Here is a 23963-nt window from a genome sequence, read left to right on the forward strand (position 1 = left end):
ATGTAGATGATCTTGTCCGGTCAAGAGAAACTGCTCCAGGATCGAATCTCGTCAACCCTTCGATCCTCGTTCGCGGTGTGTCGTGGGGGAGCGCGAGGGGGCACGCCCCCTCGCGGCCGCCGCTGGCTGCGGCGGCCGCGGCGGCGCTACGCCTTGCGGCGTCCGGTCGCGGGGTCGTGCTCGTCGCCTTCGTCGTCCGTGGCTGCGTGGGCGTGGAGCCAGACGTCGGCGCTGTTGGTGTGCCCGGCGGCGCGGAGCAGGTCGGCGACGGCGTCGGCCTCGGTGCACTGCAGTGTCGGGCCGACCTCGTACGCGGTGTCGGTGCTGCGGAACAGGTCTGCGAGTCGTTCCGCTGCGTCGACCAGGGTCGGGACGGGGTTTGGGTGGGTCATGGTCGCTCCTATGCCTCTAACAGAACTATTACCGGTTGGCTGTGATGGTGATGTGGTCGTGCTCGTCCTCCCAGAACAGTTCGCGGATGGCGGCGGCGTGCTGTTCGGCACTGACGCGGTCCAGCAGGTGGCGGGGTGCTGTGACGGTGATCGTCAGCGTCACGGCGGGGTCGTCGACGGTGGGACCACCTGCGCCGTTCCACGCGTCCTGCCAGGCGAATCCGACGCGTCCGATGGGACCCGCACCGTGCCGGTCGAAGGCGGCGCGGTGCTCGTCGTCGGTGTGGCCTGGGCGGCGGGTGCAGTGCCACTCCATGCCGCCGACGTCCCACGTCGTGATCCCGCATGCTGCGCCGGTTTGGTCGAGGTCCGCGTCCGGGGCATTCGGGTCGGTCTGTGCGTCGAGGTTGTCGGGACGTTCGTAGGTGATGATCATGGTTCTAACCCCTCTAATAGTTCTGTTAGCGCTCGGTCCAAGCGGTCGGGAGGCTGACGGGTCGGTCGCAGCCGGTGCAGACGTAGCAGAGGCCGTCGAACTGGCCGCGGTCGTCGTAGTCGGGGCTGACGGTGCGGTGGTCGTGGTCGAACTCGTCGGCGCTGATGGTGGTGCTGCGGTCGTTCTCGTCGAGTACGTCGAGGTGTTCGCTGTTCTCGACGTCGATGCCGCACCAGGGGCAGCGGACCCCGGCGTAGGTTTCGCCGTCGTCGGTGATCTGCACGGGTATGAGGGCCGGGTACTCGGCGTCGCGGACGTACTGGGTGACGGTTTCGCGGATGGTGAGTGCGAGGTCGGGATGCTTGTCGATGAGGTCGCGGACGGGGATCAGGACGTCCCACTGGGCGTCCTTCGGTGCGACGGGCTGAGGTTCGATGGTGTCGGTCATGTGCTCTCTCATTCACGGGTGGCCAACGTTGTTTTTGACCTTCCGGCCATGAAGAGAAAGGCCGGCGCGGAGCTCGGAGTGCATAAGCGGGGGACCGGTCGGCGGCGAAGAATCTTGGGCGATGTGAGGGAGCTTGCGACCGCGTCCGAGATTGTTCGTCGACGGGCGGCGCCGTCAGGCGCCCGCGTTGCGCGGAGGGTGGAGCGTTGGCATGATCGCGAGGCCGGACAGGTCAGAGACCGGTCTTGAGGCGGCCGGCTGTGCCGGCTCCTTCCACCGACCTCCGTCGTCGGTGGCGCGAGCTACGCTCGCTTCGTCTTCGGGAGGGTGCGATGACTGAGGATCGACGGGTGCTGAGCGGCGACGAGCTCGAGCAGGCCATGGCGATGATCGAGAAGGGTCAGCAGCTCGCGGGGCACTTCCCCGACGCTGAGGCGCTGGCGCGGGCCCGCGGCATCCTCGATGGGTCACTGACGTACGACGAGGCAGCGGCGCAGCTCGAGGCGAAGTACGGGTTCCCCGTGCTCCCCTCGCAGCGGCCGTCCCGGCTGGATGCTGTGGAGCGGGATCGGCGACAACAGATCGTCGACGAGGCGCGCACGTCGACTGCGCTCGAGGGTGGTCGCGCGTCTGATGCGGTGCACGAGCTGCAGGACCGGTGGGTTGCCGGCGACATCACGCGTGAGCAGATGCACGCGGAGGTGCGGCGCTTGCACCCGTCGACGTCGGACTGACGGCGGAGTGCGGCGATCCGATAGCGCGCCTGGACGCAGAAGCCGGTGTCGGTGGCCGCTGCGACGATGGGGAGATGAGCGGTGCAGCCAGTGACGAGGACCAGCCCGACGACACGGTGACGGTCGAGTCCGACACCGCGGACCGTAAGGTCTTCCACATCGAGCCCAAGAACGCGGACCCTGCGAAGCGGCGCCGGTACACGCGCGCAGAGGTGAACGAGCGCATGGATCAGATCGCTGAGGCGCTGGACGCCCCTGACCGGCTGATGCAGCAGGTCACGCAGAACGCGATGGGACCTGCACTGACGAAGTTCTTGGCGCAGAACGATTCGATGACGAAGTTCATCGGGGACATGGTCAAGTCCCCGACGATCGCTGCCCTTGCGGCGACGGGGCCGTTCGACAAGGTCGCGAAGGGCTTCGTGCCACCGATCGCCACAGGTATCGACTGGGCGAGCGTGGCGCCGCCGGTGTCCGTGAAGCTTGCGGGCATGGACCTGCCGTCGAGCCTGATGGGTGTGGATTGGGCGAGCATGGTCCCGCCGTCGTCCGCGAAGCTTGCCGGCTTGGGACTGCCGTCGCACCTGGTCGACAACCTCGGCATCTTCGACGGCGTGCAGGCGACGAGCGGGCTCGCTGCGATCAGCTCACAGTTCGCCGGAGTGCGGGATGACGTCGACGAGCGCTTCTCGAGCGAGTTCGCGGGCGCGCTTCCGGCATCGTCGTCGATGGTGGAATGGCAGCCGACGGACCACGCCTGGTTGGACCTGCCGCCCAACCCGGTGCACGAGACGAACGCGCGCATGGGCGAGCTTGTTGAGATCCTGCGTGCGGAGCGCGAGGACCACCTACGGGACCAGCAGCGGGACGCTGAGGCGCTGGCCGAGCAGAAGCGGAAGAACGCCCAGGATCGGGCGCTCCTTCGAATCAGCGAACGCCGTCGACGTGCAGACGCGTGGAAGAACTGGGCTGCGCTTGGGGCCGGTCTGGTGGGTGCAGTGGCGGGAGTGCTGGCACTGTTCCACTGATCGTGGGGGAGCGCGAGGGGGCACGCCCCCTCGCCGGCGCCGGTGGCGTCGGAGGCCCGGTCCGGGTTCGGACCGGGCCTCCTGCTGCTACTCGGGTCGGCGGACGTCCTGGATCTCCGGGTAGGGGACGGTGTTGGTCCAGGTGTATTCGGTCTGCACGCTGACGCTCTTGGCGTTGACGCGGACGACGCTCCACCAGTGCCCGCGCACCCTCACCCGGTCGCCCTTCTTGACCGTCTCGCGGCTGTAGCCGGTGGCGGTCCCGGACTCGACCTGCGCGGCGCGCACGCCTTCCCAGTAGGCGACCTGGTCGCGCTTCTCGTCGATGTACGGGCTGAGGCGGGCGCGGGCTGCTTCGATCTGCTCGGGCGTCGCGGGGACGTAGCCGCGCTCGGCGTCGAAGCGGGGTTCGACGATGCGGCGTTCCAGCTTCCGGATCTCGGCGCTGAGCGTCTCGATGCGGTTAGCGACGGTGACGGGGCGGTAGCGGCTGTCGGTGGTCATGGCGGCGGCGTCGGCGCGGCCGCGGGCGCGCTCGGCGTCGGCGGTGGCCTCGATCGATCGGCGCATGGCGGTGTCGGCCTTGGCGATCGCGTTCCGGTGGCGGCCTTCGGAGTGGTGTCCGACCTTGATCGGTTCGCCGCCCTCGGGCAGGCGGGACATGGCGGTTTCGACGCGCTCCCACGCTGCGGTGTCGGCGGCGTCCTTCCGGTCGGCCTTGGCGTTGAGCGCGTCGACGCGGTCGGCCTGGCGGGCGATCTTCCCGGCCTCGACCTCGGCGGTGGTGCGGTGCTCCATGCTGAGTTCGGTGGTGACCTCGAATCCAGCGGCGGTGAGGGCTTGCACGGTGCGGTTGATCTTGAACCCGTTGGGGAGGTGGTCGCGGCTGTTCGGGACGTACCAGGTGCCGATGCTGCGGCCCCAGCGCCATCCGACGCGCTTGAGGACGTCGGCGGTGCCGTCGCCCTTGCTGGTGCCGTCGATGAGGGTTCCGGCTTCGTGGGTGTGGGTGATTGTCAACACTTCTGTTACCTCTAATACTTCTATTAGGTCTGCGGTTAGTTGCTCAGGGCGGCGTACTGGGCGACCGTCTCGGATCGGTCGTGGAGTGCGTACGCGGCGGGGTCGATGCCGAGTGCTCGGGCGAGTTCGACGCCGACGACGACCCAGGCTCCGGATGCCATGTAGCCGACGCGGTCGGCGGGGCACGGGGTGACGGGTTCGAAGTGGCGGAGCGTGACGCCGGGGATGGTGTTGGGTCGGGTGACGAGGCGGACGGCGGGGGTGCCGTCTTCGGCCTGGTGGGGTCCGTGCTCGTGGGCGACCGTGACGGTGTCGACGTCGCGGCTGATGCCGTCGGCGGGGCTGTGGCTCTCGCTGAACAGAAGCGTGGTGATCGTTCCGGTGCGCTGGTTGGTGGTCATGTGCTCTCTCCTTCACTGCTGACCGTTTTTTTGGTGCATCCCTGCATGGAGTGAACGGCCGGCGTGGAGCCTGGAGGGCCTAAGCGGGGGACCGGTCGGCGGCGAAGAATCTCGGGCGATGTGAGGGAGCGTGCGACCGCGTCCGTGATTGTTTGTCGACGGGCGGCGCGTCAGCGCCCGCGTGGCGTGGAGGGTGGAGCGTTGGCAGGATCGGATGCAGGAATGCACCAACGACGCTCGAATGGGTACGGGCGCTCTGCGCTCCGTGTGTCGACCGGTCGCGGTCGACCTGGGGTGCTCGAGCCGGTGCGTCCACGGCGCGCAGCATTCGAACATGTGTTCGAATCCGTGGGAGACTGCGGGACATGGGTAAGAACCGGCGCTACGGGACGGATGTGTCGGCGGCCGCGCTGAACGAGTTCCTGACCAGGCCGGCGCCGGTGTCGCTGACGGAGGACGAGCGAGGTCCTGGGCCGGTGACGGAGCTGCCGGCCGGTGCTCCGGTGGACGTGTGGCTCCGGTTCCGTCTCGACGCGACGGTGCAGGAGCGTGCGGTCGTCGTGGCCTACACGGATCGGGCGCGCCTGGTGGAGCTCACCAGGCGCGACGGGACGACGTACCGGGTGTGGGTGTGGGCGGGTGCGGTGACGAACCTGCAGCCGCGTCGGCCCTGACCTCGCCTCGAGACGGGATCAGTGGCGGCCGCGGGGCTTGAGGGTGCGGTGCGTGACGTGGGTTCGCGGGAGCCAGAGCTTGTGCGCGAAGCCCATGTGCACGAGTTGGACGTAGACCCGCTCGGTGGTCGCTGCCATGACGAATCCGGGGAGGTGCTGCTGCCCGGTGCGGGTGAACTCGACGTCGACCCAGACGGGGGAGTGGTCGACGGGTTCGGCACCGTCGACAGGCCCGATGCCGAGCGGCTGGTCTTCGGCCGGCTCGGGGTGGGTCGGCGGCGCCCAGGTGTAGTCGGTCACGACGGCATCATGCCGGGTCCGGCCGACGTCGGACTGTCCCAACCTGGGACAGTCCGATAGTGTCCCAGCATGGGACATCAGGACGGCGAACGCCGGACGCCGGCGGATGATGACTCGGTGTTCTCGGCCGCGCATGCGCGCGGCGAGGACCCTGAGACGCTGCGACATGCGGTCGCGGCCGCGGTGCAGGAGGCGGAGGTCGCCTGGTCGACGGCTCGGGTGGTGATGTCGCAGGCGGTGTGGTCGCTGCTCGAGCAGGACCCGTCGTTGTCGGTGCGCGCGATCGCGACGCAGCTCGGCATGTCGAAGTCGGAGGTCGATCGCGTCGTCCGGCGGTTCCGGAACGAGGACGGCTCTCTCGAAGCGATCCGATTCAGTCTCGGCGACGCGCGTGGCCGCGACGTGGTCGGGGTCCGCGTCGCGGACTTCAACAACGTGCGAGCGATGTGGCGGCTGGGCGCGGAGCGCGCAGTGCGCTCGAGCTGACCTCAGTCGCGGCGTCGGTCGCGTTGGACGCGGTCGATGGTTGCGGCTTCCTCGAGGACGCGGAGCTGGTCGGCGGCGTCGGAGTCCGGATGCCGGATGAGTCGATCGAACTGGCGGACGAGGTCGCGTCGACGGGCGGCGAGCTCGTCGACGGTGAGCCATTGGAGGGCTGCTTCGTCGACGGGGTCGTGGTGCATGTCGGTGAGCGTAGATCCGGCGTCTGGGGGCGGCCTTCGTGGCGGCTCGAGGCTATGCCGCGAGCTCGACGTCTCGGAGGGCTTGGAGGGCGCCCTGACGGACGTAACGCATGGCTTCCTGGTGGTCGCCGCGGCCGTCGCTGGTTCGCGGGTACGCGGGCCAGGAGTCGGCGGTGCCGCGGTCGTCTTCCATGCGGAACATGACGGGCTGTGGTGTCGCGGCTCGTCGGGGCTTGGAAGTCCTGCCGGCGCGGTGGGCGGTGTCGGCGTGCCACCAGGCCCACTGTTCGCGTTCGTGCGTGTACTGCTGCGTGCGGCGGTCGAGGGTCCCGTCGACGCCGAGCAGGCGGGCGACGTGGCGGCGGAGGTCGTGGCGGCGCCTGCGCCATCCGGTGTGGGTGAGGACGGCGAGACCGTGCCGGCGGAGTCGTGCGAGGGCGGCGCGGGTGCGTCCGGTGGGGAGGCCAGCCCGGTCGCTGACGTGCTGGTCGGTGTCGTCGCTGGTGGTGAGTGCTTCGTACGCGCGGCGGGCGGTGGGTCCGAGTCCTGCGCGGGTGAACACGTCGTGGCGGCCGGCTTCGAGTCGGTCTTCGAGGGCGTCGAGCAGGGCGACTCGGACGTCGAAGATCTCGGCCGGGGGGCGGGCGGTCACGTCGTGAAGTGGCCCGACGTGTTCGGTGACTGTGGAGAACCGGTCTGAGAGCCGCCAGACGGCGGCGTGGGGGCCGTCGGCTTCGCGTCGGCGGGTGATCCATCCGGCGGTGTGGAGACGGCGGAGGGACCGGTCGACGGTGCTCGAGGGGATGCCGGTGGCGATCGCCACGGAGCGGAGCGCGGCGGCGATGTCGCGGGAGCCGGAGCGGAGGGAGAGCCAGGCGAGGTAGGTGAGGACGGTGCTGTCGTGGATGTCCGCCTCGGTGCGGGTCCAGCGGCCGGGGGAGGTGGTGAACGCCTGCAGCAGGGCCTCGACGCCGGCGACGATGCCGCGGAGCTCGGTGAGGTCGCGGTGGGCGCGTTCCTCGGGCGCGTAGCGGTAGAGGACGGCGCGGTGCTGGGCCTTGGCCCACTGCCGCTCGAGGCGGGAGTGGGCCTCGGCGGTCTTGCGTGCTTCGCGGCCGCCGGTGGGGCGGTTGCGGGTGCGGTAGTGCTCCATGCCGGGGGCGGTCTTCGCTGCGTGCTCGACGTCGGCGAGGGTCCAGCCGGAGACGGCGGCAGCGAGTAGGCAGAGGTAGCCGGTGCGGGACGGGTCGCCGCCGCCGGCGATCGTCGCCATGTGGGCGGCGCCCCAAGCGGGCAGCGGGCGGTGCACGCGGTGGAGGGCGTCGACCCGGCCGGTGGGTTGCTCGTCGGCGGGGTCGATCGCGGGGCGGAGCGCGCGGAGCGCGGCGGTGATGCGCAGCACGTCCTCCGTGGTCACGGAGGGGGTGCGGAGCACGTCGACGTCGTCGGCGCCACCCATGAGGGTGGACGCGCCGCCGCGGGCGTGGGGGGAGAGCGGGGGTCGGACGGCGCCGGTGGTGTCGTTGCAGAGCAGTCCGTGGTCGAGGGAGCCGCGGAGGACGGCCTTCGCTGCGTGGGCGAGCTGCGACATGGCGCTCTTCTCGACGCCGGCGAGGGGCAACCACACGTGGTAGCCGCCGCGCTCTCCGGGGCTGGACTTGCAGGCCACGTGCGGGACTCCGACGTCGCGGAGGACGCGGATCAGGACGCCGAGCTCGGCGTCCGCGGCGGCTTGCTGCTCGGGGGTCTTCGCGTCGAGGTCGAACGCGGCGAACCAGAACCGACCGGCCTCGTCGGTGAGGTCGATCGTCCATGGCGTCGACGGCGGCTGGTGGCCGGCCGTCGGGTACTTGAGCGGGTAGCTGTTCGACCGGATCGTGCCGTCTGCTTCCGCGATCATGCGGTTCACGTAGCGGCGCTTGGCGATATCGCGGGTCAGCGCCCATGCCTCGTCGACGTCGGCGACACGCGATTCAGACAGACCGGTAGCGCTGTCGGAGTCCTGGGTTATGATGGCGGCACCTCCTGGGGCAACCTCGGTGGTACGACGAAGGCTCCCGGCTCCAACCGGGCTTCTTCATCGGGACTCTCACGACCTGGACTGTTTGGCGACTTGCACAGGTGGTGAAACTGACTTGGGGCTTCTAGCCCTGGACCCCCGCTTCGGCGGGGGTTCTGTCGTTTACGCGGCGACGATAGGCAACTCCGCGTCTGTGGAGTGGTCGATGGGTCTCGGTGCCTGGTCAGGCATCCGGAGATCGGCGGCGATGAGCGCTGCGAGGTAGTCGCTCATCGAGGCGTAGCCCAGCTCTTCCTTGCGCTGCCAGGCGGCCTCTGCGAGCACGTCGCTGGGCCGCGTGCCGAGCAGCGCGCGTGATCCCTTGCTCTTCCTACCCATGCGGCGATCCTGCCGCGCGGGTGTAACAGTTATGCGGACCTGCCGCGGCGTGTCGCCAGACAGCACGTTCTACTCGCCGTCGAGCAGCTCGGCGCGAATGCGCTCGAGCGTGGCGGTGATGTAGTCGGCCTGGACGCTGTACCGCACGCTGCGGCCGCGGCGCGCATCAACGGGCAGGTCGCCGGTGATGATGCCGTTCGCCTCGAGGTCCTGCAGGTACCGCGTCACGGAGGCGGTGGGGATCTCGGTGGCTTCCTGGATCTGCCCGTAGTAGCTGTTGGGGTGCTCGACGAGGTAGCGGACGATCTTCGCGGCCGGGAGCTTCGCGAGCGACGCGAGAGCGTCGAGCGAGGGCGTCAGGTTGCTGGGGTCAGTCAAGGAGAGAGCCTTCTTGGAGTGCCGGCGGATCACGCGAGAGCGGGTGGTTCTCGGGTGTCGGGTGTCATCCGTCGGGGATGCGATCGAGGGTAGTGAGTCGATGCGCTCGGCGGGGAAGTCAGACACGTGCGGTCACCGCCCCCGTGAGCGCGACGGTGAACGAGTGGTCGCCGATCAGCACCTTGTCTCCATCTTTGAGGATGTGCGCGGTGCTGGGGCTGAGCGACACCGTCTCGCCGTCACGCTCGACGCTGGTTCCGTTGCCGGAGTTCCGGTCGAGGATCCAGAACACGTCGTCCTGCCAGGACACGAGGCAGTGGGTGCGGGAGAGCGACCGGCTTTCGTCGTCGATGATGACGACCTGGTCGACCTTCTCGTTCTCGCCGATGCGCGGGTGGCGGCCGATGAGGGCCGTTCCGGTCACCTTCGCGACCTGCCCGGTGGTGAAGCTGAGTTCGGCCTTCGGCCGGTCTGCCGGGGTGCTCGTGCGGACGATGGTCGCTTCGAGCTCGTGGGTGACCTCGGCGACGGACTCGGGTTCCGAGTCATCACCGTGCGGGGCGAGGTCAAGCGTGGGCGGTGCCTCTCCGGACGCGGGGGCGGTGGGTTGTGGCACGGCGGTCGTGGTGTCCGCCGGCACCGCCGTGGGCGGGCCCGCGGCGACCGTGCTGCTCTCGGTGTCGGTGTCCTTGAACCGGGCGGCGACCTCGGGCGTGAGGGGCATGAGGTCGCCGGTGCTGTTGCGGTACATGCCGTTGTCGACGGAGTTGTTGACGGTCACGCGGCCGTCGACGTAGACGGTGAGCATGACCGTCTCGCCGGCGTCGAGCGCGATGACGTCGAGGCTCATGCTGCTCGAGGCGGCGTGCTCGGTGAGGACGCGGATGGCGCGTTCGCGAGCGGCACGCAGCGAGGCTGCTTCGACGGGCACGGCGCGGCCGGGGAGGCCGACCGTGCCGGTGCCATCGGGGTTGATGGTGACGTGGATCATCGGCTGGCCTCCGTGGCGCGGGGGAGTGCGTACAGGTAGGTGTTCTCGACCTTCTCCGCGACGATGAACGCAGTGCCGCCGGTGACGGCGGCGGGGAGCGTGCGGTCGTTGAACCCGTCGGCGGGGGTGTACGAGGTGGTCTTGAAGCTGTTGCCGTCGCGGGTGGCGGCGGCGGGCATGTTCTCGAACAGGCCGTAGACGGTGTCCTCGTCGACGACGGTCGGGGAGAAGTCCTCGACCTGGACGATGGCCGGCTGCTTGCCGTAGTCGACGAACAGGGAGCCGAGGGCGAGGGTCTTCGACGTGACGGACTGCACGGGCACGTCGCGCTCGTCGGCGGAGCGGGTGTCGACGCGTGCGGTGGCGAGCGTGGAGCCGTCGGCGACGTTCACGAGTGCGGCGATGTCGGTCTTCTCGTCATCGCTGGGCCACAGCACGATGAGCGTCGAGTCGTCTGCCGCACTGATCAGCTCGGGGGAGCCCTTCGCGCCCTTGGGCTTCGTCATGGCGACGTCGGTGGTCTTGCCGGAGGCGGGCACGGTGTAGATGCGGTCGCCGTTCGCGGCGACGACGCTGTCCTGCGTCGCGAGGATCGGCGACGCGGTGACTGGGACGTCCTTCCGGACGACGCCGTCGCTGGTGAGCAGGGCGACGGTCTGGTCGCCGAGGTCGATCAGGGGCGCCGAGCCGAGGTAGGAGACGGTGGCGCGGGCACCGATCGGGACGCTGGTCCCGGCGGTGCGCTTGCCGTCCTTGGTGTCGATCGGCCAGAGGGTGATCGACTGCGAGCTGGCGGAGGCGAGCACGGGCCGGTTCTCGACGTGCGTGTACGTCACGCCGGCGCGGCCGGAGGGTGCCCCGGCTCCGCGCCAGGTGGTCTGCCCGGTCTGGGTGTTGATGATGCGGAGGTTCCCGGAGTCGTCGACGGCTGCGATGCGGTCGCCATCGATGAGCACCGGGGCGGTCTGCTTGGTGACCTTCACCGCCCACGCGGCGGTCTGGGAGTACCCGGGCGGAGCGACGACGGGGAGCTGCGAGCCCTGGTTCGGGGGCGTGGGTGCTGCGGTGGCCACGGGTGCCGGGCGGTTGCTGCCGATCGCGTAGGCGGCGAGCCCGCCGCCGAGGGCGACGACCACGACGCATGCGCCGGCAAGGATCAGGGTGCCGGTGCGCTTCTGGGTGCGGCGTCGGGTGGCCTCAGTGGCCTCGCTGGGGTCGTCGAGTGCGTAGGGGCGGCCCTCGTCGGTGACGACCATGAGGTGTGTTCCGTCGGGGCTGGTGGCACGGACGCGGACCGCCTGCAGGCGCTGCGCGCGTGCGCGTGCGGCGACGGCCGCGATCCCTGCGTCCCGGGGGGACTCGTCGGGGCCGATGTCGATGGGCTGACCGTCGACGGCCACGGTGTCGTCGTCGCGGAGGTCGAGCGTCACGACGGGGAACGGGGGGACGGTCGTCGGGTCGAACGCGTCGGTCATTTGCTCACTCCGTAGTACTCCCAGTGCCATGCCTCGTGGGGTCCCACACCGCCGGGTTCCGCCCATGCGGGGTGCACCCAGCCGTACTTGCCGGCGTTGGCCTTGAGCCAGTTGTAGGTCGTGTCGTTGTAGGCGATGCGGGCGTGCCCGGTGGTGCCGATGTCGATGGCGAGCGCCCAGCCGTGGTTGCTCTTGCCGGGGGTGGCGGCCTCGCCGCCGTACTGCTCCTTCGCGGCGACCTGCCCGGCGTAGTCGCGGTACGCGTCGTTGAGGGGCAGGTCGTGGCCAATGTCCTCCTTGAACGCGTTGTTCATCGCGATGAGCGACTGAACGGCGTCCGGGCGGAGGTACATCGTGCCGCCGTAAGCCTGGCCGGCGGTCCACGGCACCGGGGCGAGTTCGCTCTCCGGGATCTTGCCGTTGTCGTAGCCGCCCCACTTCCCGGGCGCGGTGCCGTTGGCCTCGTAGTTGCCGGTCGGGCCGACGTTGCAGGTGCTCGAGGACGTGTCGCCGCCGATGGTGCTGAGGTCCTTACCGGACAGCTCGCTGACGACCTTGACGGCGGGGTCGTAGAACTTCGCGTAGTGGTTCGGGTCGGCGTTGCCCTGCACGCGGTGCGCCGCGATCGTCGGGGTGAGGTCTTGCCAGCCCTGAACCTTGATCAGTGCCTTGAAGAAGTTCGTGGCGCTGATGGTGGGGTTCATGCGGTCTTCGTAGGAGCCCCACGCGCCGTTGCCGCGCTGCTGGAACAGGCCGCGGCTGTCGGGCCCGACGGCGTCGCCCTTGTCGAGCACCTGCAGGCTCGACTCACCCATAGCGGTCATGACGCCGATGACCTGGGCCTTGCTGTCGAGCTCGAGGGCGGTGGCGGCGTTCATGATCGCGGCGGCGTTGTCGAGCTGCTTGCCGCTGTAGCCGGCGATGCTGCCACTGATGCTCGAGCTGTCGACGTCGCTCCCAGTGGTGGCGCCTGCGGCGCAGTTGCCGCCGCCGGCGATGAGGACGACGACCATCAACGGGACGAGCAGGATGGCTCCGGCGATGGCGGCGACGAGGCCGCCGCCCTTCATCGGCTGCCCTCAGGCGGGGTGAGGTTGTCCACGAGCCAGGGTCCCGGCTCGGTCCCGTCCTCAGCGCGTCGGTCAAGGACCACTTGGTACTGCCCGATGTCAGTCGGGACGAGGACGGTGATCGACGTCGCGCTCGGCGCGGCCGACACCTGCCCAGGGCCGGTGACCTTCGAGGCGGGCACGTTCTGCGGGTCGGTGTACTCGAACGCGTAGACGCCGTCCGGGGTCAGGTACGGACTGAGGTTCTTCCACCATGCGTCGTACGGCTGGTCGCGCTGGACGAACGCGGTCATGGCCTTCTCGGCGACGTCGACAGCGTCCTGCTGAGCCGCTGGCGGGGCAGTGTCCGGAACTTGGGGTTTGGGACTGTCGGAAGGGCGTGGTGTGATAGACGACGGGCTAGGGGCCTCGGGGGAAGGGGAAGACGTGCACGCGCTGAGGGTGGAAGCCACGACGAGCGCCGCGATCGCGGCTGCCGTGCGTGTCGCGCGTGCTGTTCTCATGCCCCTTGTGTCCCCTCTGGTGCGTCTGGATTCGCGCACCGCGTGAATCAGTCGTAAGTGATCGTACGACATCACTTGTTAGCCTGGCAACATCGGAGTATGGTTAGGGCACATCAACAACCGATGTACCTGGGGAGGCTAGAAGCGTGGCACGTAGATCGCAGAGCGAGACGCCCGCCAGCGCGCACCCGTGGATTCCGCAGGACGCACCGACGGCTCAGCAAGTCGAGACGATCGAGGCCGATCCACTGTGGGGCGACGCCCTGGCACTGAACGGTCCGAGCTCGCCGGCTGCAGCGCCGTTTGTCGACGTCTCACAAGACGTCCCGTGGCCGGTGACCGAGACGACGCGCGACGCGTCGGTGTGCGTGATGGGGCTGCACGGCGGCGCCGGCGCATCCCTGTTTACGCACCTGATCGGCAAGACCGCGCTCGACACGGAGCGGCAGTGGCCGCTCTACACCGGGTGGACCAGGCCGCTGCCGACCCTCCCCGTCCTCGCCGTCGCTCGGACGCACTACGAGGGTGTCGCGGCGGCGACACGGCTCGCACGTCTGTGGGCGGCCGGAGCCCTACCGGACTCGGCGCAGCTGCTCGGCATCGTGATGGTCGACGACGGGCCGAAGCTCGTCAAGGACCAGGAGCGGGCCGTGAAGCGGGTCGCGCAGATGGTGCCGAACGGCTGGCACGTCCGGTGGAACGAGACTTGGCGGCTCTCGCGGCCGTCATACGAAACGGCGCCCGCTCGGGTCCGTCGCATCATCGACAACATTCGATCGCTCGCCGCGAGCACGAACGGAGAACAGCAATGAGCCTTCTGACGATCACCACCACCCTCGCGGGTGTCCTGCCGAACCCGACCCCGGAGCAGCCCCCGGGTACCGACGGCTTCGTCACGGTCATCAACTGGATCTCGTGGATCGCCATCTTCCTCGGGATCGCCGGCTTCCTCGTCTCGGCGGGCACGCTCGCGTTCGCATCGTTCACCGGCCGCGAGATCAACAGCTTCAAGGGCCTGGTCCTCGCCATCGTCACGTGCATCCTCGTCGGCGGCGTCGGCGGCATCATGCAGGTGTTCGTCTAACCAACTGATCCGGAAGGCACCATGAGCAACGACAGCACGACCGAGCGCAGCCCCTTCAACCGCTGGTGGTTCATCGCAGGGGGCTTCCTTGTCGTGATCGCCGTGGTGCTGGGCCTGATCCTCAGCGGTGTCATCGGAGCAGGTAACGGCGGCGGCGGGAACAACGCCGGGGGCAATCCCGGCGCTCCCGCCGCTTCGTCGTCCCCGGATGACGGAGGGAACAGCACCCAGCCGGCTTCCGACGTCTGCTCACTCGAAGACGGTTCCCAGAGCATCCCGACGTCGGGACCGGCCGCGGACTGGAAGACGGACGTGTACTTCCAGTACCCGACGTCGGACAGGTACGGTCCCACGACGAATCCGAACAGCTCCGAGTGGGGCTGCTTCGCGCACTCGCCCACTGGCGCTCTCTTCGCCACTGCGAACCTCGTCCGCGGACTAGCTGGCCCCGACTACAAGAAGGTGGCAGAGGCGGCCGGTGTCAACAACGCAGCCCGCAAGCAGTGGGTCGACGCGCAGTCGCCCGCGCAGCACACCCAGACTGCCGGGAACGTCGGGCAGATCAGCGGCTTCCAGTTCCAGTCAGCACAGCAGGACTCGGCGGTGGTGAGCCTCGCTCTCTCCGCGTCCGACGTCACCGGATCGATGAAGGTGGCGCTGGTTTGGGATTCGGCCACGAACAACTGGAAGGCCGATTTTGCGACGTCGGATCTCGAGTTCTCGCGGGTCGATACACCGTCGGCCTTTACGCAATGGACGGTAACCAATGGCTGATAAGGAATGCGGTTTCATCGACCCGCTGTGCAACCTCGGTAACGGAATTGAGGATTTTGCTCAGGGTCAAATCGCGGACTTCGTGAAGTCGATCGCGGAGGGCATCGTGCAGGTGCTCAAGGTGGTCAACTCGTTCTGGATCTACGCGCCGTCGCCAGACGTGAAGAGCGACGCGATCGCGACGCTCAACAACAACCTCGCCTGGTACACCTACGCGTTCGCAGTCCTCGGCATCCTCGTCGCACTCATCCGGATGGTGATGCAGCAGGAGTTCAAGGGTGGCATGCCGGGCGTGAAGATGCTGTTCAACCTCATCATCGTCACCGGCTGCTACGCGACCGGGATCGCGGCGATGATCAAGGCGGGCGACGCGTTCGCGCCGTGGATCATTGAGAAGGCCACCGGCGCTCCCATGGACATCACCAGTGCCATGAGCGTGGAGACGATCATGGCTTCCGGCATCGGACCGGCGTTCCTGCTCGTGATCCTGGGCTTCCTCGGCTCGATCGCGAACCTGCTGTTCATGCTGGTGCGCGCGGTCATGCTGACGATCCTGATGGTGTTCTTCCCGCCCCTCGCCGCGGCGTCGGGGACCGAGACGGGCAACCAGGCGTGGAAGAAGGCCAACGGGTACCTGATCGCGTTCCTGCTCTTCAAGCCCATTGCGGCCGTGATCTTCGCGCTCGGAATCTTGCAGCTCAAGTCCCCGCCGAAGATCGAGGGCATGAACGACACCGGGAACGCACTGCTCGGAACCTCGCTCGGACTGATGACGCTGCTGATGGCGGCGCTGGCGCTGCCGGCGCTGATCAAGTTCGTCGTGCCCGTGGCGGCGAACGGTTCCTCGATGGCGTTCTCCGGGGGTGCTGCAGCGGCCGCGGGTGTCGCGGCCGGTGCTGCTGTGGTCACGATCGGGGCGACGGCGGGCGCTGGTGCCGCGGTCGGGGCTGGCGCAGCCGGTGCCGGCGCCATGGGTGGCGGTGGTGCCGCCGCTGCTGGAGGTGGCGGCGGTGCCATCGCCGGTGGCGGGACTGCTGCAGCGGGCGGTGGCGGCTCGGCCGCGACTGCCGGTGCTGCAGGCGGTGGCGGGTCGGGGTCGACGGCTGGTGCCGGCGCATCCGGTGCGACCGGTTCTGGGTCGGGCGCGAGTGGTTCCGGGTCGACCGGGTCCGGAGCCGAAGGGGCAGGCTCGGCCGGGTCCGCCTCGAGCGGGTCGGGTAGCTCCGACACTGGCGCAGCCGGAGCAGGGTCCACCAGCTCGAGCGGGTCCGGTGGCTCTGACCGACGTCGGGCCGACGACATCGCCGACGTCCTGCAGGGCCTCTCCGCCGCGTCCGGCTCGGCCGGCGGCGGCATCGATGACGCATCCAAGGAGAACTGATGAGCACCACCCAGCCGGACATCTACGGCAACATCATCAAGCCCGGCCGTTCGGGCATCCTCGGCCTGTCGATGGGCCTGAGCCTGCTCGGCGTCCCGTTCGTCCTCGTCATCGTGCTGATGCTGGTCCGGCAGTGGTACTGGCAGTCGCTCATCGTCGTCCTCGTCGGGGTCGTGTCGATCGCTCTCGCGGCGCACCGGTCCTCGAAGGACGGCATGAACTTCTACGAGCGTCGCTTCCTCCGCATGGCGCAGCGTCAGAAGGTCCGCAGCGGCAACGCCGTGTACCTCGCCGGCCCCGCCGGCCGAGTCCCGGACGGCAAGATCCGCCTGCCCGGTCTGCTCGCGCCGAGCGAACTTAGCGAGCACCCCGGCGCGTACGACGCACCGTTCGGGCTGATCCGTCTCCGCGGGCCGAAGCACTACACGGTCGTCCTCGAGTGCCACCCCGACGGTGACGCCCTGGTCGACCAGGTGCGCGTCAACTCGATGGTCGCCCACTGGGGTGCCTGGATGGCCGGCCTCGGCCGCGATGACGGGATCATCGGTGCGTCGGTGACCATCGAGACGTCGCCCGACTCTGGGCTCCGTCTCACCCGCATGACGCAGAACAACATCGCGAACGGCGCATCGGACTTCTCGCGCAGCGTCGTCTCCGCCATCCCGGAACAGATCCGCGCCGGCTCGCCGCTGATCACGACCCGCATCGCGATCACCTTCTCCGGCAAGTCCCTCGACAAGGACGGGTCGGACCGTGGCCTCGAGGCCATGGCCGACGAGATCGGCACCCGCCTCCCCGCGCTCATGTCGACCCTGTTCGACACCGGCGCTGGCACGTCGATCCGGGCCTGCACGGCTCAGGACATCATCGACTTCACCCGCACCGCCTACGACCCCACCGTGGCGTCTCAGGTGGAGCAGGCACGCGCTGAGGGCGGCACCGGCCTGACGTGGGAGGACGCCGGCCCCGTGTACGCCTCGGACGCCCACCTCGACCGGTACGTGCACGACCGGGCGGTGTCGAAGTCGTGGACGATGTTCGAGGGCCCGCGCGGGCAGTTCTACTCGAACGCGCTCAAGTCGCTGATGCAGCCCGTGCAGGGCGTGCTCCGCAAGCGCGTCACGATCATGTACCGGCCGATTCCGGCCGGTGAGGCGACCGCCGTCGTCGAGTCGGCCGTCAACGACGCCACCTTCGCCGGGTCGCAGCGCCAGCGCACGACCGCCCGCCAGGCCCAGAAGCTCGCCTTCGCCAAGAAGGCGGCGGAGGAAGAGGCCCGCGGTGCCGGCCTGGTGCGGTTCGGGATGATCGTCACCGTCTCGTGCGCTGACGCATCTGAGTTCCCCCGCCTCGAGAAGGCGATCCCGTCGCTGTCGAACCAGGCCCGTCTCCGGGTCCGGGAAGCGCTCGGCAACCAGGCCGTCTACTTCCAGGCCGGCCTCCCCCTCGGTGTGGTCCTCCCGGAGCACTCCGTGATCCCCGACTCTGCAAGGGAGCTGATCTGATGGGTGCTCGCAGCCGTCGCACGTTCCAGGAAACCGGACAGGTGGAGCTTCGCCTGTCCCGTCGCGAGGCACGCAGCCTCGCCCGCCGAGCGGACCGTGTAGCCCGCCTGCAGCCGCGCAGCACCCAGGAGGGCTCCTGGCTGTCCCGACTGCGGCAGACGGCCGCTGAGGGCCGCGCAACGGCCGCTCGGCGCCCGGGCCGTCGTGGCTGGGCCGGGAAGGGCACCGGCCGCGTCAACTACGTGCAGCCGAACCCGGAGTACCAGGGCACCACGGTGCAGGTGTGCGGCCTCTGGCCGTTCATCGCCGGCAGCGGCTCCCCGGTCATCGGGGCGCCGCTCGGCCGTCATCTGCTCAACGGCAGCGTCGTGTGCGCGGACCCGATCTACTGGTTCCTCGCGAACCTCGTGCTGAACCCGTCGTGCTTCGTCCTCGGACGTCCCGGCCTGGGGAAGTCCACGATCGTGCGCCGCATGGTGACCGTGCTCGAGGCGTGGGGCATCGTCCCGATGGTCCTGTCCGACACCAAGCCGGACTACGTCGACCTCATCACCGCGATGGAGGGTCAGGTGATCCGCGTCGGTCGTGGCCGCGGGCACCTGAACCCGCTGGATCTCGGCCCGCTGATGCGTGAGCTCGAGAAGATCCCGGATGAGAACAAGCGCCGCGAAGCACTCGACGAAATGCGCGGCCGCCGTCTGACGACGGTCCTCGGTCTGCTCGCCCTGGTGCGCGGCGCCCGCCTCGAGTCCTATGAGGCGTCGATCGTCACCGAGGCCATCCGTATCCTCGACGAGCGGGACCGCGTCGGCGCACCCGTGATCGGTGACGTCACCGACCTGGTCCTCAGCCGCCACGAGCGGCTGCGGGCCCTCGCCCGCGATCGTGGCGAAGAGAGCCGCTACGACGACCGCGTGCAGAACCTCCTGGACGACCTGGTCGCCCTCGGCGGGTCCGGGTCCTTCGGCGACATGTTCGCCAAGCCGACGACCGAGCACATCGAAATGGGCCGGCCGATGGTCTTCGACATGTCCTCGATCGACGACGGCGACCTGCAACTGCAGGCCGCCGTGCAGTCGGTGTGCTGGAACTACGGCTCCGCCGTGGTGTCCGCCGACAAGCACCTCGCAGAGGCGGGGATGCGCGAGCAGCGGCACTACTTCCTCGTCATGGACGAGCTGTGGCGCATGCTGCGCGCCGCGGACGTGATGGTCTACTTCATCGACGCGCTCACCCGCTTGAACCGTCAGCGGGCCATCGGCCAGGCGATGATCACGCACACGATGAACGACCTCGAACTCGCCAGCGAGCACCTGACCAAGATCGCGTGGGGCTTCGTCGAGCGGTCCGCGATGACGTTCCTCGGGGGCCTCGCGGAAAGCGAGATGGGGAACCTCGAGAAGGTGTTCGCGATGTCGGCGGAAGAGAAGTCGATGATCACCGACTGGTCCGCGGAGTCGGGTGTGAACCCGGAGTCGTCGACGGCGGCTGCCCCTCCCGGGCTGGGGAAGTTCCTGCTCAAGATCGGCAAGAAGCCAGGCGTGCCCTTCCAGTCGCAGTTGACCGACATCGAGCTAGCCGTGAACAACACGAACCAGTCGTGGAAGGACGCCGCGGACCGTGCGCGCACGTCCGCGTCGCAGCTCACCGAGGAAGAAGCGGAGCTCGTCGCATGAGCCGGGAGGCGAATCGCCGGTCCTCGATCGGTGTCGGCGGGGACATGCCGTGGCTGATCGCGCTGTGCGGGATCGCCGGCCTCGTCGTCATCGGTGCGATCCTCTGGCTCGGCTCGTTCGTCAACGCCGACGTGCGGGCCCTGCCGAGCGCCGGACCGTTCCAGGTCGCGGCCGCGTTCATCGCCGGCGACGTCACCCCGACCGCGGCTCAGGTCCTCGTCACGCTCGGGATCTTCCTCGTCCTCGGCGCCCTGGTGTTCGTCCTGGTTGTCGCGGCCCGCAAGCAGCAGTCGATGCGGTCCCGCGTCGACTACAAGGCCCGGTACATGGCGCAGAAGCGCGACCTCGGCAAGCTGACGGTGGAAGAGGCGGAGAAGGACGCCGAACGGCTCCGAGCCCGCCAGGCGGGCATCGGTGTGACGCTCGCGACGCACCTGCCCTCCAACCTGCCGTTGTACGCGACGTGGGAGTACGTGCAGATCTGGCTCATGGGTCCCCGCGCCGGGAAGACGTCGTGCGTGTGCGTGCCGCAGATCCTCGAGACGAAGGGTCCGGTGCTCGCGACGTCGAACAAGCGCGACATCGTCGACCTCACCCGCGGCCCGCGCTCGGAAGAGGGCGTGGTGTGGGTGCACGACGTGCAGGGCCTCATCGGTGAGGACGCTGACTGGTGGTGGAACCCGCTCTCGTTCGTGCGTGACATGGAGACGGCGGAGAAGCTGACCGGGATTTTCCAGTCCTCGGCGGAGTCCGCGGACGCGAAGCAGGACGCGTACTTCTCGTCCGCCGGTCGGGAGACGCTGGCGCGGCTGTTCCTTGCCGCGGCGCTGGGGAACCGGCCCATCACGGACGTGTTCAAATGGGCGAACAACCCCGACGACAAGCTCGACGACCCGGCCCGCATCCTGCTCGAGGCGGGCGAGGTCGCACAGGGCCGTGCGCTCGGTCAGACGCAGACCCTCACGGAGAAGCAGCGAGACGGCGTGTACGGCACGATCCGTCCCTGGATCGGTCTGCTCGGCAACCGGAAGGTGCTCCCGTGGATCACCGACACCGGCGGCAACCGGCCGCACTTCGACCCGTGGAAGTTCGTCACGTCGACGGACACCATCTACCTGATCTCCATGGAGGGCGGCGGCAACGCTCGCGCGATCACCGGGGCCCTCGCGATGGCGGTCCTCGAGGCCGCGGAGCGCACCGGTTCGCTGAACGCCGGCGGGCGGCTCCCCACGCCGCTGACGGCCGTTCTCGACGAGGCGGCGAACGTCGTTCGGTGGCGTGAGCTGCCGGACAAGTACTCGCACTACGGCTCCCGCGGGATCATCCTGTCCACGTTCTTCCAGTCCTGGCAGCAGGGTGTCGAGGCGTACGGGGAGACGGGCATGGGCAAGCTGTGGTCGGCCGCGAACGTCCGCGTCGTCGGGTCCGGTCTGGCGGAGGACAAGTACCTGCCGTTCATCAGCCAGGCGATCGGTGACTTCGACGCGGTGAAGCGGTCCCGATCGTCGCAGTCGCGGGGCGGGTCGACAACGACCAGCCTGCAGCGTGAGCGGATCTTCGACGTGTCGGATCTCGTCGCACTGCCGGCTGGCCGCGCGGTGATGATGGCGACGCAGACGCCGGCGGCGCTGCTCAAGCTGGATCACTTCTCGGCTCGTCCGTACGCGGAGAAGGTCAAGCAGTCTCAGGACTACTACGAGGCCCGCGCCGTCGAGCGCGGCGCCCGTGTGCTGGCGGAGGTGGGGAACCGATGAGCGACCCGTACGAAGAGTGGGGCGACCCGGAGGACCACGGCGAGAGCGCAACGCAGCCCGCGGCGCCGGTGCTCGAGCTGGCGTTCCAGAACGTCTACGAGTTCGTCGACGAGTGGCTGCTGCCGCGCTACCGGCGCAAACCCGATCTGAAGTGGGACCCGCGGTGGTTCGAGAACCTCGAGGCGCTGGATCGCCTCGAGGCGCTGTGGCGCTCGTTCGAGTACATGCGGTACCAGGGCATGACCGGGATGCAGGTGTTCTGGAACGACTACCTCGGCCCGACGATGCGTGAGCTCACGATGCCGGACGGGGTGTTCTGGTACGTCGAGCAGTACGACGACAGCGGCAAGAAGCCCGATCAGTTCCGATCTGAACGCCCACCTGCCGAGGTCATGGTCTAACCCCAGCACACCGCAGAACGCCCGTCACCGGCCCGGTGGCGGGCGTTCTCGTGTGCGGTCACAGGTGCTCCGTACGATGACGGCATGACGGCTCCGCTGACCCTGCGTGTTCTTCCTCCTGCTCCGCGCTACGGGACGCCGTTCGACGCCGACGCCGACGGTTTCAAAGAGGGCTGGTGGATCTCACGGTGGCACGAGAGCGGCGGTCCCGACGCGGACGCCATCACGCTCTCCCTTGACGGCGACGAGGTTGCGCGTGCGATGATCCGGCATGACGGCCCGGAGGCTGAACACATCGGTCTGGGGCCGTTGACTGATCCGGTCGAGCTCGCGCGTATCGAGGTCGCCGAGCAGCATCGCAGGCGCGGCCTCGGCCGCGCCGCCGTCCTCGCGATTGCTCGTCACTACGCCGGCCGCGACGTCTGGGTGCACGGCGACGAGGCCGCGTTCTACGAGAAGACGGGATGGACCCGGTACGAGCGGGCGGACCGGGACGCGTCGATTGTGCCGTTCTTCGTCCTACGGTCCGCCGGCTGAACGTGCGGGATCTCTAGCCGGCGGCGCGCTGCCTCGCCCGCTCGGCGGCCGCTTTCATCCGGGTCCAGTCAGCCGGCGACAGGTTGCTGGTGAGGTTCGACGCTTTCCCACCCATGACCCTGGTGGAGTGGAAAACGTCGTAGTGGTGGAGATCCTTCACGCTGCTTCGCCACAGGTGCAGCTTCGACTGGTTCGTGAACGACCCGTGAAGCGCCGGCATGGCGGCACCACTGGTGACCCACTGGTAGGGCGAGTCGTCGAGGAGCTGGTAGTCGATCGCGCGCGTGACGCACGCGGCGACCCAGTCCGCGAACTGGATGTTCGAGCTCAGCTTGCTGTCGACGTGCATCGGAGGCTCCACGATGCGGCGCATTTCGGGGAAGTCGGCGGCTCTGGCGTAGATGTGGCCGTACATGCGCGGGAGCCGTTCTGCGCGGGTCTTCTCGTTGATCTGGTCGATGACGACCATGACGTTCTGGTCATGCTCGTCTGCGTACCGAGCGATCCGGTTCAGCGTCTCCTGCATCGCCGTCTTCTCGCGGTCTGCCGGGTCGACGACCACCTGCTTCGGCGTGCCAATCGGCTTCTCGTCGGCGTAGTAGAACAGGTTGCCGCCGAGCCGCTTGACGTGGCTCACAAGGCCGTTGAAGACGCGGATCTGGTGGGGGTACTTCGCGTAGGTGTCGGGGCGGAAGATGTCCGAACCCTTCCTCTCCCACCTGCCCGGGTCCGCCTGCGCGGCAGCGATCTCCGAGCGGAAGAGGGCGGCCTTGTCGGCGGCAAAGAGTGCTCCGAACCGCCGGGCTTCACCCTCGGGGATCACGAAACCTGCGTAGCCGAACGATGGGCTGGTCCGGAACCGGGCGTGGTCACGGCTGACGAACGCACCCGTCTCCCCGATCTCATCGATGTACGCAAGCAACACGTGAACGATTATCAGGGGTTAACGCAGAAACCCACGCCATCGGCGTGGGTTTCTCGAATTGGCGCTCGGGGAACTGTTTCATCCCTAGCTACCGGTTTCGACTGTAGACCATCCGTACACACCCGTGCCAGACCAATTCGGCGGTCACAGCACGTTCTCGGCACGCTGACGCCGTTTCGTCCGGTCGCGAACGATCGAACGGACGCCCGGGACGAGGACGATGACCACGATCGCCGCGGCCGCGAACACGTTGCGAAGCTGTGGGGCGTCAGGGACGACTTCGTAGGCGCTAAGGAACGCGGCCAGGTCGTAGACCGTGTGAGCCGCGACGAGGCCCCAGATCGCTCCCGTTCGGCGGTACAGGTACACGAACGCGACCGGCCAGAACGCGAACGCGAGGACGCCCCACCCGTAGTACAGGTGGAACGGGATGCGGACGGCGACGGCCACGAGGTAGACCCAGCCCCAACCGACGTCGGCACGGCGCAGCGCGACGACGACGAGGCCGGTCAGTGCCAGCTCTTCGGATGGTCCCGGCAGGCCCGCGTCGATGGTCGCGAGGATCATTGCCGGGGCGCCCTCGATGCCCGGCCACGGGTAGTTGTTCTGCTCGAGGTGGAACACCACAGAGACGCCGGCGAGAGCGACGAACGCGAACGCCATCACCGTCAGCCCGATCGGGACCGTGAGCGCGCCGCGGGCCCACGCGATCGCGCGCGGTGGGCGGCCGGCGAACGCGCGCATGAGGATCGCCGCGAGGACGGCCACACCGGCGGTCCACGCAACGCCGTTCAGCTTGAACAACTCGTGCAGCAGGTCGGCGTCGGTGCTCCCGTGGCTCTGTCGCGGCAGTGGGGCGCCCGCCAGGACGGCGATCGCCGCGACGGTCGGCCACCCCCAGCCGACGATGACGACGAACCCGATGCTGCCCCATGCGACCGCGCGCATCACCGGTCGCCCTGAGGGCCGGACGGGCTCGATGTTCAGCCGGT

29 protein-coding genes are annotated in these 23963 nt (G+C 68.8%); 13 read left to right on the forward strand and 16 right to left on the reverse strand.

The window, feature by feature from the left end:
* Positions 1 to 146: 146 nt before the first annotated feature.
* From DEU32_RS16165 to DEU32_RS16175, 3 genes are read right to left on the reverse strand one after another with little or no spacing between them, the layout of a single operon-like run.
* Positions 147 to 392 carry a hypothetical protein gene (locus DEU32_RS16165; RefSeq protein WP_114851444.1) on the reverse strand — a complete coding sequence of 82 codons (246 nt, stop codon included), beginning with the start codon at positions 390 to 392 and terminating at the stop codon, positions 147 to 149.
* Positions 393 to 420: 28 nt separating this feature from the next.
* The gene (locus DEU32_RS16170; RefSeq protein WP_114851445.1) at positions 421 to 828 is read right to left on the reverse strand and encodes a hypothetical protein; all 408 of its coding nucleotides are present in this window, start codon (positions 826 to 828) and stop codon (positions 421 to 423) included.
* Positions 829 to 853: 25 nt separating this feature from the next.
* Positions 854 to 1276, reverse strand: coding sequence for a hypothetical protein (locus tag DEU32_RS16175; protein WP_114851446.1), 423 nt, complete (start codon positions 1274 to 1276; stop codon positions 854 to 856).
* 332 nt (positions 1277 to 1608) lie between these two features.
* On the opposite strand from DEU32_RS16175, the gene DEU32_RS17325 reads away from it, so the two are divergent.
* Together DEU32_RS17325 and DEU32_RS16185 are read left to right on the forward strand one after the other, a co-directional pair.
* Positions 1609 to 2010 carry an antitoxin VbhA family protein gene (locus DEU32_RS17325; RefSeq protein WP_181819323.1) on the forward strand — a complete coding sequence of 134 codons (402 nt, stop codon included), beginning with the start codon at positions 1609 to 1611 and terminating at the stop codon, positions 2008 to 2010.
* Positions 2011 to 2084: 74 nt separating this feature from the next.
* Positions 2085 to 3038 (forward strand): hypothetical protein, encoded by a 954-nt coding sequence (locus DEU32_RS16185; RefSeq protein WP_114851447.1) that lies wholly within the window; start codon positions 2085 to 2087, stop codon positions 3036 to 3038.
* Positions 3039 to 3125: 87 nt separating this feature from the next.
* On the opposite strand, the gene DEU32_RS16190 is transcribed toward DEU32_RS16185, so the two are convergent.
* Both DEU32_RS16190 and DEU32_RS16195 read right to left on the reverse strand, forming a co-directional pair.
* The gene (locus DEU32_RS16190) at positions 3126 to 4061 is read right to left on the reverse strand and encodes a DUF3560 domain-containing protein (RefSeq protein WP_114851448.1); all 936 of its coding nucleotides are present in this window, start codon (positions 4059 to 4061) and stop codon (positions 3126 to 3128) included.
* Positions 4062 to 4096: 35 nt separating this feature from the next.
* Entirely contained in the window at positions 4097 to 4462 is a 366-nt protein-coding gene (locus DEU32_RS16195; RefSeq protein WP_114851449.1) for a hypothetical protein, read from the reverse strand.
* Positions 4463 to 4827: 365 nt separating this feature from the next.
* Here DEU32_RS16195 and DEU32_RS16200 point away from each other — a divergent pair, with 365 nt between their 5' ends.
* Positions 4828 to 5136 carry a hypothetical protein gene (locus tag DEU32_RS16200; RefSeq protein ID WP_147281497.1) on the forward strand — a complete coding sequence of 103 codons (309 nt, stop codon included), beginning with the start codon at positions 4828 to 4830 and terminating at the stop codon, positions 5134 to 5136.
* An 18-nt stretch (positions 5137 to 5154) separates the two neighbouring features.
* On the opposite strand, the gene DEU32_RS16205 is transcribed toward DEU32_RS16200, so the two are convergent.
* Positions 5155 to 5436: a hypothetical protein gene (locus tag DEU32_RS16205; RefSeq protein WP_114851451.1), complete on the reverse strand. Its 282-nt coding sequence runs from the start codon at positions 5434 to 5436 to the stop codon at positions 5155 to 5157.
* Positions 5437 to 5553: 117 nt separating this feature from the next.
* Between DEU32_RS16205 and DEU32_RS16210 the strand changes: the two genes are divergently transcribed.
* Positions 5554 to 5922, forward strand: a complete 369-nt coding sequence (locus DEU32_RS16210) for a winged helix-turn-helix domain-containing protein (RefSeq protein WP_114851452.1) — start codon at positions 5554 to 5556, stop codon at positions 5920 to 5922.
* A 2-nt stretch (positions 5923 to 5924) separates the two neighbouring features.
* On the opposite strand, the gene DEU32_RS16215 is transcribed toward DEU32_RS16210, so the two are convergent.
* The 8 genes from DEU32_RS16215 to DEU32_RS16250 all read right to left on the reverse strand — a co-directional run bounded on the left by DEU32_RS16215 (position 5925) and on the right by DEU32_RS16250 (position 12724).
* A complete protein-coding gene (locus DEU32_RS16215; RefSeq protein ID WP_114851453.1) occupies positions 5925 to 6119 on the reverse strand; it encodes a hypothetical protein in 195 nt (64 codons plus the stop codon).
* 52 nt (positions 6120 to 6171) lie between these two features.
* Positions 6172 to 8019, reverse strand: coding sequence for a hypothetical protein (locus tag DEU32_RS16220; RefSeq protein WP_114851454.1), 1848 nt, complete (start codon positions 8017 to 8019; stop codon positions 6172 to 6174).
* Positions 8020 to 8301: 282 nt separating this feature from the next.
* Positions 8302 to 8517, reverse strand: a complete 216-nt coding sequence (locus tag DEU32_RS16225; protein ID WP_114851455.1) for a hypothetical protein — start codon at positions 8515 to 8517, stop codon at positions 8302 to 8304.
* Positions 8518 to 8586: 69 nt separating this feature from the next.
* Entirely contained in the window at positions 8587 to 8895 is a 309-nt protein-coding gene (locus DEU32_RS16230; protein WP_181819324.1) for a helix-turn-helix transcriptional regulator, read from the reverse strand.
* 118 nt (positions 8896 to 9013) lie between these two features.
* Positions 9014 to 9886, reverse strand: coding sequence for an FHA domain-containing protein (locus DEU32_RS16235; RefSeq protein ID WP_114851457.1), 873 nt, complete (start codon positions 9884 to 9886; stop codon positions 9014 to 9016).
* Entirely contained in the window at positions 9883 to 11361 is a 1479-nt protein-coding gene (locus tag DEU32_RS16240; RefSeq protein WP_114851458.1) for a PQQ-like beta-propeller repeat protein, read from the reverse strand. The genes DEU32_RS16235 and DEU32_RS16240 overlap by 4 nt, the downstream gene beginning before the upstream one ends.
* On the reverse strand, positions 11358 to 12431 hold the full coding sequence (locus tag DEU32_RS16245) for a D-alanyl-D-alanine carboxypeptidase family protein (protein WP_114851459.1): 1074 nt from the start codon (positions 12429 to 12431) through the stop codon (positions 11358 to 11360). The genes DEU32_RS16240 and DEU32_RS16245 overlap by 4 nt, the downstream gene beginning before the upstream one ends.
* Positions 12428 to 12724 carry a hypothetical protein gene (locus tag DEU32_RS16250; protein ID WP_114851460.1) on the reverse strand — a complete coding sequence of 99 codons (297 nt, stop codon included), beginning with the start codon at positions 12722 to 12724 and terminating at the stop codon, positions 12428 to 12430. The genes DEU32_RS16245 and DEU32_RS16250 overlap by 4 nt, the downstream gene beginning before the upstream one ends.
* 545 nt (positions 12725 to 13269) lie before the next feature.
* Between DEU32_RS16250 and DEU32_RS16255 the strand changes: the two genes are divergently transcribed.
* The 9 genes from DEU32_RS16255 to DEU32_RS16295 all read left to right on the forward strand — a co-directional run bounded on the left by DEU32_RS16255 (position 13270) and on the right by DEU32_RS16295 (position 22046).
* Positions 13270 to 13746 carry a DUF6668 family protein gene (locus tag DEU32_RS16255; RefSeq protein WP_114851461.1) on the forward strand — a complete coding sequence of 159 codons (477 nt, stop codon included), beginning with the start codon at positions 13270 to 13272 and terminating at the stop codon, positions 13744 to 13746.
* A complete protein-coding gene (locus DEU32_RS16260; RefSeq protein WP_114851462.1) occupies positions 13743 to 14018 on the forward strand; it encodes a hypothetical protein in 276 nt (91 codons plus the stop codon). Before DEU32_RS16255 ends, DEU32_RS16260 begins: the two co-directional genes overlap by 4 nt.
* Positions 14019 to 14039: 21 nt before the next feature.
* Positions 14040 to 14792 carry a hypothetical protein gene (locus DEU32_RS16265; protein ID WP_114851463.1) on the forward strand — a complete coding sequence of 251 codons (753 nt, stop codon included), beginning with the start codon at positions 14040 to 14042 and terminating at the stop codon, positions 14790 to 14792.
* A complete protein-coding gene (locus tag DEU32_RS16270; protein ID WP_147281498.1) occupies positions 14785 to 16173 on the forward strand; it encodes a hypothetical protein in 1389 nt (462 codons plus the stop codon). Before DEU32_RS16265 ends, DEU32_RS16270 begins: the two co-directional genes overlap by 8 nt.
* Positions 16173 to 17678, forward strand: a complete 1506-nt coding sequence (locus tag DEU32_RS16275) for an SCO6880 family protein (RefSeq protein ID WP_114851465.1) — start codon at positions 16173 to 16175, stop codon at positions 17676 to 17678. The genes DEU32_RS16270 and DEU32_RS16275 overlap by 1 nt, the downstream gene beginning before the upstream one ends.
* 41 nt (positions 17679 to 17719) lie before the next feature.
* A complete protein-coding gene (locus DEU32_RS16280; RefSeq protein ID WP_114851466.1) occupies positions 17720 to 19354 on the forward strand; it encodes a hypothetical protein in 1635 nt (544 codons plus the stop codon).
* Positions 19351 to 21108, forward strand: a complete 1758-nt coding sequence (locus DEU32_RS16285; RefSeq protein WP_114851467.1) for a type IV secretory system conjugative DNA transfer family protein — start codon at positions 19351 to 19353, stop codon at positions 21106 to 21108. Before DEU32_RS16280 ends, DEU32_RS16285 begins: the two co-directional genes overlap by 4 nt.
* Positions 21105 to 21509, forward strand: a complete 405-nt coding sequence (locus DEU32_RS16290; RefSeq protein ID WP_114851468.1) for a DUF4913 domain-containing protein — start codon at positions 21105 to 21107, stop codon at positions 21507 to 21509. The genes DEU32_RS16285 and DEU32_RS16290 overlap by 4 nt, the downstream gene beginning before the upstream one ends.
* A gap of 84 nt (positions 21510 to 21593) precedes the next feature.
* Entirely contained in the window at positions 21594 to 22046 is a 453-nt protein-coding gene (locus DEU32_RS16295; RefSeq protein WP_114851469.1) for a GNAT family N-acetyltransferase, read from the forward strand.
* A 13-nt stretch (positions 22047 to 22059) separates the two neighbouring features.
* Here DEU32_RS16295 and DEU32_RS16300 read toward each other — a convergent pair whose 3' ends face one another.
* Entirely contained in the window at positions 22060 to 22971 is a 912-nt protein-coding gene (locus DEU32_RS16300) for a DUF3800 domain-containing protein (RefSeq protein WP_114851470.1), read from the reverse strand.
* A gap of 144 nt (positions 22972 to 23115) precedes the next feature.
* Positions 23116 to 23919: a CPBP family intramembrane glutamic endopeptidase gene (locus DEU32_RS16305; protein WP_114851471.1), complete on the reverse strand. Its 804-nt coding sequence runs from the start codon at positions 23917 to 23919 to the stop codon at positions 23116 to 23118.
* Positions 23920 to 23963 lie beyond the last annotated feature (44 nt).

This window comes from Curtobacterium sp. AG1037, assembly GCF_003349855.1.
GTDB classification, from domain to species: domain Bacteria; phylum Actinomycetota; class Actinomycetes; order Actinomycetales; family Microbacteriaceae; genus Curtobacterium; species Curtobacterium citreum.